The organism is Escherichia sp. MR (assembly GCF_005280595.1).
GTDB classification, from domain to species: domain Bacteria; phylum Pseudomonadota; class Gammaproteobacteria; order Enterobacterales; family Enterobacteriaceae; genus Escherichia; species Escherichia ruysiae.
Window position 1 is genome coordinate 1 of the sequence record NZ_SZVK01000080.1, and the last position, 10591, is coordinate 10591.

Consider the following 10591-nt stretch of genomic DNA (forward strand, 5'->3'; position numbering starts at 1 on the left):
GATAGAAACAGAAGCCACTGGAGCACCTCAAAAACACCATCATACACTAAATCAGTAAGTTGGCAGCATCACCCATAAAGTGACGAACCTTTTTCAACAGTTGCCACATTGAACGGCACTGGTGATTTCGGGTTATTGTTTCATGAAGCGCCTGCCACAACCGTTCGACATGATTGACCCATGGCGAGTAAATTGGCTGATAAATCACCCTGAACTTTGGGTTTGCTTTCAGCCAGCGCAACGTTTCACAGCTTTTGTGGGTGATGTAGTTATCGACAATGAGCGTAATCTTTTTTGCCCGTCAGTATGTCTCCTTCAGATGTTTTAACAGCCTGATAAATAAGGATGAACCTTTACTGTTTCCACCCACGTAGCTGACTTTGCCCGTACCACTGTGCAGCGCACCGGCAAGATAGTACTTTTCATTCCGGCCCGGCGTAACAACGCGCTTTTGCTGCCCGCGTAACTGCCAGTCTGCGCCGATTTTGGGATTGAGGTGGATCTCCACTTCATCTTCGTAAAACACAGGGTGTTCTATGCTACAACTGGCTAACGCTACATTAATCGCTGCCATTTTTTCTTCCTTATTCGGGCCCCGGATACGCAGTGTTGGTGCTGCTCTGCGCCATACCAGTTCGGCTGCAGGTAACCATCGCCGGGAGAATGCTTAACAAGCTCACGCAGCAATGCGCAAATATGCTCGAACGGCCAGCGCCTCTCACGTCCTGACGGCAATGACTTCAGGCCTTCAACACCCGACAGCGTGAACCAGTTAATCCAGCGACCAATCGATGAGCGAGCACAGCAGAGTGTTCTGGCAGCATGACTGACGGTGTCACCACGATGCAGCATCAGCATGGCTGTGAGCCGCCGGGCGTGGTTTTTTGTCCTTTGTTTTATGGATCGTTTTCTGGATCAGGCGTCGTTCAGTTCTGGGTATTGGTGCTATGATCGGCACTGCTCCGTCCGGTTGGTGATTTGGGATATTCAGCGATTGATCAGATCGCATAATCGACTCTGTAACAGCCTGAACGGTGTCGGGGTGGTAACATAGATTAGGAAACAGGGTGCGGATGCCATCATGGCGCGGGTCATCAGTCCACTAACGACGCCGGATATATGGCAGCAAATCAGTGGTTGTATATTGAACAACTATAATAGCGTCAGATCTCACCATTATAACGGTGGGCTGACACCGAAAAAATTAGAGAACAGATAACGTTCTTAGCGTAAAACGGTGGTCAATATTACTTGACTACTACAAGCAATGGTTGCTGGCTAACCACAGTAAGGGTTATCCATTAATCGTGTTGACAAAGCGTTATGAGTTGTTTTCCTCTTATCTGCCATTGCACAGCAAATATCTCGTTCTCCCAACAAATAATGATCCGCTGTTTATTCCAGTTCACTATCTGATAATCCAGAAAACCTTGATCTGTCTGTAACTTGCTTGCCTTAAACGCACTCTCTTTCGCTGAAAACGCCAGTGTAAGCACCACAGAAAAGGGTAAATTGCTGACCACAAGCAGCTCGTATTCTGCTGGTGTCATAATGCTGTCTTTCAACTCTTCCGCTGCTTGTGCAGAGAAGATCTCTTCGATATCAATACCCATTGGTTGATGGGATACCACCGCTAATGCCGTAGCCTGGCAGTGACTAATACTGCCGTATAACCCGGCAGGCCAAAGTGGCTGGCGACGTTCACCGACAGGGGGGACGTACTTAAAGCCAAATTCCCGTAAAGCATGAACAGCAGCAATCCGTCCGGCTAAATGTTCGGCTTTGCGTTTCCGTCCGGCATGTTGCAGTTGCGCATAATGCGGCAGCCAGAGTAAATCCTGCTCGCGAAAACTCACCGGATCGAACTCAACAAAATGCAGCGTATGTCCGGCAAAGGGGAGGGAGGTATGCGTAGTTTTCATGTCGACCATATTAGAGACTGATGACAAACGCAAAACTGCCTGATGCGCTACGCTTATCAGGCCTACGTGATCCTGCAATATATTGAATTGGCAAGATTTTTGTAGGCCGGATAAGGCGTTCACGCCGCATTCGGCATGAACGACGCGCACTTTGTCAACAATCTGACGTTAGCATCAGAAGTGAGTGTTTACGCTCATATACCACGTACGTCCCGGCTCGTTATAGGTATACGCGCCGGCACCCGCGATATAGTTGGCTCCTGCCAAATCGCCTGTGGTCTGGGCATTACCCGCACGCCACAAACGTTTGTCGAACAGGTTGTCCACGCCGCCGGTCAGACTGACGTTCTTCGTCACATCCCAGGTCGCGCTCAGGCCAACAATGCTGTACGGACTGATTTCTTTGGTTTCCGGCCCAACCGCTGGCTGGCCTTTGTAGTTGTACTTCTTCGGTTGCTGCTTGCCGTACCAGGTGAAGGTTGTTTGCATCGACAAATCTTCCCGCGCCTGCCAGCTCAGCGTTGAGTTCAACGTATATTCCGGGATGATCGACAAACGGTCGCCCGTGGTTTTGTTTTCACTCTTCAGCATATAAGTGATGTTGTTGGTCCACATCACCGTTTCGCTAACCGGTACGTTTAACGATCCTTCCAGACCTTCAACCACCGCTTTCGGTACATTATCCCACTGATAGAGGTCAGTGCCGACTGCGTTTTGCCCTACAGCCACATAGCCCGCTTCAATCTTATTGCGATAATCGTTACGGAACCAGGTGACGCCCGCCAGCCAGCCGTCGCGTTTGAACTCCAGACCAATCTCCTTGTTGATACTGGTTTCCGCTTTCAGGTCATCATTACCTTGCAGATAGCAGCCGCCCGCGCTGGCATAGCAACCCTGACCTTTACTGTAGAGAATGTAGTTCGGGTTAGTCTGGTACAGACTCGGCGCTTTATAAGCACGGGCAATGCCCATTTTCAGCGTGAAGTCATCGCCTAAACCTTGCGATATGTTCAGCGCCGGGCTCCAGTTATTGCCGACTATACTGTGATGATCGAAACGCAGCCCCGGTGTCACGATGGTGCTGTCAGTCAGCTCCATGTTGTTTTCGGCAAACAGCGAGAAAATTTCTGCTTTTGAATACGGGCTACGGTCGGTGGCACTCACACCATCAATAGCACCGCCGGTATTCGTCCCGGTCAGCGCCTGGGTGTTGGAACTCAAGTCCTTCATCCGCTGCTGATTCCACTCCGTACCCAGCGTCAGCGTCTGGTTAACGAGGAAATCAATCGGCAGGTTAACTTCGCTGTGCAGCATCACGTCATCGAGATCAATATCGACGAAATCCTGCGTCGCTTTTTCGTTAAATTTCCCTTCGGTGCCGCCCGCCAGACCTTCCGGAATACGCGAGTTACGAGTGTGTTCGTACTGCACCCAGTTACTGGTGGTAACACCGTTATCCCAGCCACCGTTCCAGGTCAGTGAGTAATTCTGGCGATACAGACGGTTGGTTTCATCGCCGTATTTAGAGCGGGTATAAGCGTCGGAGTTGGTGTTCTGGGTATCGCCTGCATACAGGTTGCCCTGGCGGCTGTAACCCGCTTCCAGTTCCAGCGATTGCAGAGGCGCGAAGTCCCAACGAACTACGCCGTTAATATCTTTGTTGATCACCCCTTCGCGCCCGGCTGGTAGGGTAGTTGCATAGGTTCCGGCACGCGCGGACTGATGACCCTGGTTAATATCCCACGCATCGGCCTGGGTTTTGTCGAGATTGCCATACAAGCGGAAGCTGAATTCGTCGCCCAGCGGACCGGTCAGGCTGAAGTTGGTGCGTTTGGTGGCACCTTCCTCTTTATGTTCTGGCGCATTGAAATAAGCGTCCCAGGAACCGTGCCACTCACCACTGCCTTTTTTGGTAATGATGTTAACCACGCCGCCCGCCGCGCCGTTGCCATAACGTGCAGCCGCCGGACCACGCAGAACTTCAATTCGTTCAATCATTTCAGGTGGCACCCAGGAAGTATCACCACGGGTATCGCGCTCGCCACGCCAGCCCTGACGCACCGAGTTACGGCTGCTGACCGGTTTGCCGTCAATTAAAATCAGCGTGTTTTCCGGCCCCATGCCGCGAATATCAATCTGGCGGTTATTACCGCGCTGACCACTGGTGGAGTTACCGGTCAGGTTAACGCCTGGCATGGTACGGATGATCTCCGATACATCGCGGGCAACCGGATTTTTGCGGATTTCATCTGCGGTGATGGTCGAAACGCCAGGCGCCTGCAAGTTCTGCTCGGCGGCGGTAACGACAATGGTATCGTCATGTGAAACAGGGGTATCGGTTGGCTCTTGTGCCTGCGCTACCCCATAAATCCCCAGGTTGACCAACAAGGCCAGGGAATGAATCTTCTTGTTCATTGTTTTATTCCTGCATTTTTGCCACGAATTGCAACTGTCGGGCATGGTCGTCATCAGCATGACGCATCCCGCTACCGCGAAAACCTTTGATCCTGAAAGACACGCAGTGCAGTTGGTTAATTAATGTCCGCGCTTGACATGGCGCGCCAATACGCTATTGCAAATGCAAATAGTTATCAATAATATTATCAATATATTTCTGCAATCAATGAAAAATTGCACAGTAAACATGGGGTTATGGTGTGACGGTGTTAAATGTGGGAAATGAGAGCTGGTGGCAGTCGAAACATGGCCCGGAATGGCAGCGTCTTAATGACGAAATATATCAGGTCACTTTCTGGTGGCGTGACCCTCAAGGTTCTGAAGACCGCTCGACGGTGAAGCGCGTATGGGTTTACATCACTGGCGTTACCGATCACCATCAGAACAGCCAGCCCCAGTCGATGCAGCGCATTGCAGGCACCGACGTCTGGCAGTGGACGACACAACTCAATGCTAACTGGCGCGGCAGTTACTGTTTTATTCCCACCGAACGCGATGACATTTTTTCTGCACCATCACCCGATCGCCTCGAATTACGCGAAGGTTGGCGAAAACTATTACCCCAGGCGATAGCCGATCCGCTGAATCCGCAAAGCTGGAAAGGAGGGCGAGGGCACGCTGTTTCCGCACTAGAAATGCCGCAAGCGCCGCAGCAACCCGGCTGGGATTGTCCGCAAGCCCCCGCTAACTCAGCGAAAGAAATAACCTGGAAAAGTGAACGGTTGGGAAATTCACGTCGTGTATGGATTTTTACCACCGGCGATACGCCAGTCGAGGAGCGTCCGTTAGCTATTCTGCTCGATGGTGAATTTTGGGCGCAAAGTATGCCCGTCTGGCCTGCGTTGACTTCGCTGACCCGTCGTCAGCAGCTTCCTCCCGCCGTGTATGTGTTGATTGATGCCATCGACACCGCGCACCGTGCCCGCGAACTGCCGTGTAATGCGGATTTCTGGCTGGCAGTACAGCAAGAGTTACTGCCGCTGGTGAAAACGATCGCCTCTTTTAGCGATCGTGCCGATCGCACAGTGGTCGCCGGGCAAAGTTTTGGTGGGCTTTCCGCGCTGTATGCCGGATTGCACTGGCCTGAACGCTTTGGCTGTGTATTAAGCCAGTCAGGATCGTACTGGTGGCCGCATCGGGGCGGTCAGCAAGAGGGCGTGTTATTTGAACAGCTTAAAACTGGCGAAGTTAGCGCCGAAGGTCTGCGTATTGTTCTGGAGGCGGGGATTCGTGAGCCGCTGATCATGCGAGCCAATCAGGCGCTGTATGCGCAACTATATCCCATAAAAGAATCCATTTTCTGGCGTCAGGTTGACGGCGGACATGATGCGCTTTGTTGGCGCGGTGGCTTGATGCAGGGGCTAATTGACCTCTGGCAACCGCTTTTCCATGACAGGAGTTGAATATGGCATTCAGTAATCCCTTCGATGATCCGCAGGGCGTGTTTTACATTTTGCGCAATGCGCAGGGGCAATTCAGTCTGTGGCCGCAACAGTGCGCGTTACCGGCAGACTGGGATGTTGTGTGTCAGCCGCAGTCACAGGCGTCCTGCCAGCAGTGGCTGGAAGCCCACTGGCGTACTCTGACACCGGCGAATTTTACCCAGCAGCAGGAGGCGCAATGAGCCAACATTTACCTTTGGTCGCCGCACAGCCCGGCATCTGGATGGCAGAAAAACTGTCAGATTTACCTTCCAGCTGGAGCGTGGCGCATTACGTTGAGTTAACCGGAGAGGTTGATGCGCCATTACTGGCTCGCGCGGTGGTTGCCGGATTAGCACAAGCGGATACGCTACGGATGCGTTTTACGGAAGATAACGGCGAAGTCTGGCAATGGGTCGATGATGCGTTGACGTTCGAACAGCCAGAAATTATCGACCTGCGTGCCAACATTGATCCACACGGAACTGCGCAGGCATTAATGCAAACCGATTTGCAACAAAATCTGCGTGTCGATAACGGTAACCCACTGGTCTTTCATCAGCTGATACAGGTGGCGGATAACCGCTGGTACTGGTATCAGCGTTATCATCATTTGCTGGTTGATGGTTTCAGTTTTCCGGCAATTACTCGCCAGATCGCCAATATTTACTGTGCATGGCTGCGTGGCGAACCAACGCCTGCTTCGCCGTTTACGCCTTTCGCTGAAGTGGTGGAAGAGTACCAGCAGTATCGGGAAAGCGAGGCCTGGCAGCGTGATGCGGCATTCTGGGCGGAACAGCGTCGCCAACTGCCGCCGCCTGCGTCACTTTCGTCTGCACCTTTAGCGGGGCGCGGCGCCTCGGCAGATATTCTGCGCCTGAAACTGGAATTTACCGATGGGGAATTTCGGCAGTTGGCAGCACAACTGCCGACCGTACAACGTACCGATTTAGCTCTCGCGCTGGCGACCTTATGGCTGGGGCGATTGTGCAACCGCATGGACTACGCTGCCGGATTTATCTTTATGCGTCGAATGGGGTCGGCGGCGCTTACGGCGACCGGTCCCGTGCTCAACGTTTTGCCGTTGGGTATTCACATTGAGGCGCAAGAGACACTGCCTCAGTTGGCAATCCGCCTGGCGGCTCAACTGAAAAAAATGCGCCGTCATCAACGCTACGATGCCGAACAGATTGTCCGTGACAGCGGGCGAGCGGCAGGTGATGAACCGCTGTTTGGTCCGGTACTCAATATCAAGGTATTTGATTACCAACTGGATATTCCTGGTGTTCAGGCGCAAACCCATACACTGGCAACCGGTCCGGTTAATGACCTTGAACTGGCGCTGTTCCCGGATGAACACGGTGGTTTGAGTATTGAGATTCTCGCCAATAAACAGCGTTACGATGAGCCAACGTTAATTCAGCACGCCGAACGGCTGAAAATGCTGATTGCGCAGTTCGCCGCGAATCCGGCGCTGTTGTGCGGCGATGTCGATATTATGCTGCCAGGTGAGTATGCACAGTTGGCGCAGATCAACGCCACACAGGTAGAAATCCCTGAAACCACGCTGAGCGCGCTGGTGGCAGAACAAGCGGCAAAAGCACCGGATGCACCGGCGCTGGCAGATGCGCATTACCAGTTCAGCTATCGGGAAATGCGCGAGCAGGTGGTGGCGCTGGCGAATCTGCTGCGTGAGCGCGGCGTTAAACCTGGCGACAGCGTGGCGGTGGCGCTACCGCGCTCGGTCTTTTTGACCCTGGCACTACATGCGATTGTTGAAGCAGGTGCGGCCTGGCTACCACTGGATACGGGTTATCCGGACGATCGTCTGAAAATGATGCTGGAAGATGCGCGTCCGTCGCTGTTAATCACCACCGACGATCAACTGCCGCGCTTTAGCGATGTTCCCAATTTAATAAGCCTTTGCTATAACGCCCCGCTTACTCCACAGGGCAGTGCGCCGCTGCAACTTTCACAACCGCACCACACGGCTTATATCATCTTCACCTCTGGTTCCACCGGCAGGCCGAAAGGGGTGATGGTCGGGCAGACGGCTATCGTTAACCGCCTGCTGTGGATGCAAAATCATTATCCGCTTACAGGCGAAGATGTCGTTGCCCAAAAAACGCCGTGCAGTTTTGATGTCTCGGTGTGGGAGTTTTTCTGGCCATTTATTGCGGGGGCGAAACTGGTGATGGCTGAACCAGAGGCGCACCGCGATCCGCTCGCTATGCAGCAATTCTTTGCCGAATATGGCGTAACGACCACGCATTTTGTGCCCTCTATGCTGGCGGCATTTGTTGCTTCGCTGACGCCGGAAACTGCTCGCCAGAGTTGCGTGACGTTGAAACAGGTTTTCTGTAGTGGTGAGGCCTTACCGGCTGATTTATGCCGCGAATGGCAACAGTTAACCAGCGTGCCGTTGCATAATCTATATGGCCCGACGGAAGCGGCGGTAGATGTCAGCTGGTATCCGGCTTTTGGCGAGGAACTGGCACAGGTGCGCGGCAGCAGTGTGCCGATTGGTTATCCGGTATGGAATACGGGTCTGCGTATTCTTGATGCGATGATGCATCCGGTGCCGCTGGGGGTGGCGGGTGATCTCTATCTCACCGGCATTCAACTGGCGCAGGGGTATCTGGGACGACCCGATCTGACAGCCAGTCGCTTTATTGCCGACCCTTTCGCCCCCGGTGAGCGGATGTACCGCACCGGAGATGTTGCTCGTTGGCTGGAAAATGGCGCGGTGGAGTACCTCGGGCGCAGTGACGATCAGCTAAAAATTCGCGGGCAGCGTATCGAACTGGGCGAAATCGATCGCGTGATGCAGGCGCTGCCGGATGTCGAACAAGCCGTTACCCATGCCTGTGTGATTAACCAGGCGGCAGCAACCGGCGGCGACGCTCGCCAGTTGGTAGGATATCTGGTGTCGCAATCAGGCTTACCGCTGGATACCAGCGCATTGCAGGCGCAGTTGCGCGAAACCTTGCCACCGCATATGGTGCCCGTGGTTCTGCTACAACTTCCACAGTTGCCACTTAGCGCCAATGGTAAGTTGGATCGCAAAGCCTTACCGTTGCCTGAACTGAAGACACAAGCGCCGGGGCGTGCGCCGAAAGCGGGCAGTGAAACGATTATCGCCGGGGCGTTCTCGTCATTGCTGGGTTGTGACGTGCAGGATGCCGACGCTGATTTCTTCGCGCTTGGCGGTCATTCGCTACTGGCAATGAAACTGGCGGCGCAGTTAAGTCGGCAGTTTTCCCGCCAGGTGACGCCGGGGCAGGTGATGGTTGCGTCAACCGTCGCCAAACTGGCAACGATTATTGATGGTGAAGAAGACAGCACCCGGCGCATGGGATTTGAAACAGTTCTTCCGCTGCGTGAAAGTACGGGGCCGACGCTGTTTTGTTTCCATCCGGCGTCCGGTTTTGCCTGGCAGTTTAGCGTGCTCTCGCGTTATCTCGATCCACAATGGTCGATTATCGGCATTCAGTCGCCGCGCCCTCATGGCCCCATGCAGAAGGCTGCAAACCTGGATGAAGTCTGTGAAGCGCATCTGGCAACGTTACTTGAACAACAACCTCACGGTCCTTATTACCTGCTGGGTTATTCACTTGGCGGTACGCTGGCGCAGGGCATTGCGGCGCGGTTGCGTGCCCGTGGCGAACAGGTGGCATTTCTTGGCTTGCTGGATACCTGGCCGCCAGAAACGCAAAACTGGCAGGAAAAAGAAGCTAACGGTCTGGACCCGGAAGTGCTGGCGGAGATTAACCGCGAGCGCGAAGCCTTCCTGGCGGCACAGCAGGGAAGTACTTCAACGGAGTTGTTTACCACTATTGAAGGCAACTACGCTGATGCTGTGCGCCTGCTGACGACTGCTCATAGTGTACCGTTTGATGGTAAAGCCACGCTGTTTGTTGCCGAACGCACACTTCAGGATGGTATGAGTCCTGAACGCGCCTGGTCGCCATGGGTAGCTGAGCTGGATATTTATCGTTTAGATTGTGCGCATGTGGATATTATCTCGCCAGGGGCGTTTGAAAAAATCGGGCCAATTATTTTGGCGACGCTAAATAAATAACTTTATCTTAAATAAAATCCATAATTATTATAAATGATTGTGGATTTTATTATTTGTTATTATGATGAATCCTCAGTTGCTTCTCTGAAAACACGCTTAATGTTGTGTTCGGTGAGGGGAATTTACAAAGTTCAGCTTCGGATAATTCTTGCTAACTGATAAAGTGAGCGCCGTGGAGATTTAATCTTATTGGACTCATTTCAGGTCATATCGCATGTCATCACTGAATATTAAGCAGGGAAGCGATTCTCATTTTCCCGATTATCATCTGGCATCGCCCAGTAATAATGAAATTGATTTACTTAAACTTATCGAAGTTTTGTGGTACGCAAAAACGCGGGTAATCGTGGTGGCCTTAACCTTTGCCTGTATCGGGTTACTGGTGTCTTTCATTCTGCCGCAAAAGTGGACCAGCTCGGCAGTCATCACGCCCGCAGAGGCTATTCAGTGGCAAGATCTGGAGAAAACATTCACCAAACTGCGGGTGTTGGGACTTGACGTGAATATTGATCGTGGTGATGTATTTAATCTGTTTATCAAAAAGTTTCAGTCTGTTAGTTTGCTGGAAGATTATCTGCGTTCGTCACCGTATGTCATGGATCAATTAAAAGAGGCGAAAATCGATGAACTGGATTTGGGTAATGACTCCAACTTATTGATAGTGTTTTATGTTCAGATAATGCCCGATGACTTTGTCATGCAGCTCCACC

At 52.5% G+C, this 10591-nt stretch carries 6 protein-coding genes and 2 pseudogenes; 4 read left to right on the plus strand and 4 right to left on the minus strand.

Translation table 11 applies throughout. The features are described 5' to 3' along the window. Positions 1 to 46: 46 nt before the first annotated feature. The 3 genes and pseudogenes from FC814_RS21230 to fepA form a co-directional block, all read right to left on the minus strand. Positions 47 to 958, minus strand: a pseudogene (locus FC814_RS21230) (IS630 family transposase). A 343-nt stretch (positions 959 to 1301) separates the two neighbouring features. Continuing rightward, a complete protein-coding gene (entD, locus tag FC814_RS21235) occupies positions 1302 to 1922 on the minus strand; it encodes an enterobactin synthase subunit EntD (protein ID WP_094184987.1) in 621 nt (206 codons plus the stop codon). A gap of 174 nt (positions 1923 to 2096) precedes the next feature. Further along, complete coding sequence (fepA, locus tag FC814_RS21240; RefSeq protein WP_001612583.1) at positions 2097 to 4337, minus strand: siderophore enterobactin receptor FepA; 2241 nt, start codon at positions 4335 to 4337, stop codon at positions 2097 to 2099. A 242-nt stretch (positions 4338 to 4579) separates the two neighbouring features. On the opposite strand from fepA, the gene fes reads away from it, so the two are divergent. From fes to FC814_RS21260, 4 genes and pseudogenes are all read left to right on the plus strand, one after another. Then, positions 4580 to 5782: an enterochelin esterase gene (gene fes, locus FC814_RS21245; RefSeq protein WP_137326429.1), complete on the plus strand. Its 1203-nt coding sequence runs from the start codon at positions 4580 to 4582 to the stop codon at positions 5780 to 5782. A gap of 2 nt (positions 5783 to 5784) precedes the next feature. Continuing rightward, positions 5785 to 6003 (plus strand): MbtH family protein, encoded by a 219-nt coding sequence (locus FC814_RS21250; protein WP_085460498.1) that lies wholly within the window; start codon positions 5785 to 5787, stop codon positions 6001 to 6003. Further along, positions 6000 to 9881 carry an enterobactin non-ribosomal peptide synthetase EntF gene (entF, locus tag FC814_RS21255; RefSeq protein WP_137326430.1) on the plus strand — a complete coding sequence of 1294 codons (3882 nt, stop codon included), beginning with the start codon at positions 6000 to 6002 and terminating at the stop codon, positions 9879 to 9881. Before FC814_RS21250 ends, entF begins: the two co-directional genes overlap by 4 nt. Positions 9882 to 10095: 214 nt before the next feature. Then, a pseudogene (locus FC814_RS21260) lies at positions 10096 to 10518 on the plus strand (Wzz/FepE/Etk N-terminal domain-containing protein); the annotation flags it as partial. A gap of 15 nt (positions 10519 to 10533) precedes the next feature. Here the strand turns inward: FC814_RS21260 and FC814_RS23710 are convergent. Beyond that, the gene (locus FC814_RS23710) at positions 10534 to 10590 is read right to left on the minus strand and encodes an IS1 family transposase (protein WP_003032489.1); all 57 of its coding nucleotides are present in this window, start codon (positions 10588 to 10590) and stop codon (positions 10534 to 10536) included. Position 10591: the final 1 nt, after the last annotated feature.

What these genes read in the sequence shown, in the direction of transcription:
- entD (WP_094184987.1), bottom strand. Translation starts at nt 1,922, where the DNA reads ATGAAAACTACGCATACCTCCCTCCCCTTTGCCGGACATACGCTGCAT.
- fepA (WP_001612583.1), bottom strand. Translation starts at nt 4,337, where the DNA reads ATGAACAAGAAGATTCATTCCCTGGCCTTGTTGGTCAACCTGGGGATT.
- FC814_RS21250 (WP_085460498.1), top strand. Translation starts at nt 5,785, where the DNA reads ATGGCATTCAGTAATCCCTTCGATGATCCGCAGGGCGTGTTTTACATT.
- entF (WP_137326430.1), top strand. Translation starts at nt 6,000, where the DNA reads ATGAGCCAACATTTACCTTTGGTCGCCGCACAGCCCGGCATCTGGATG.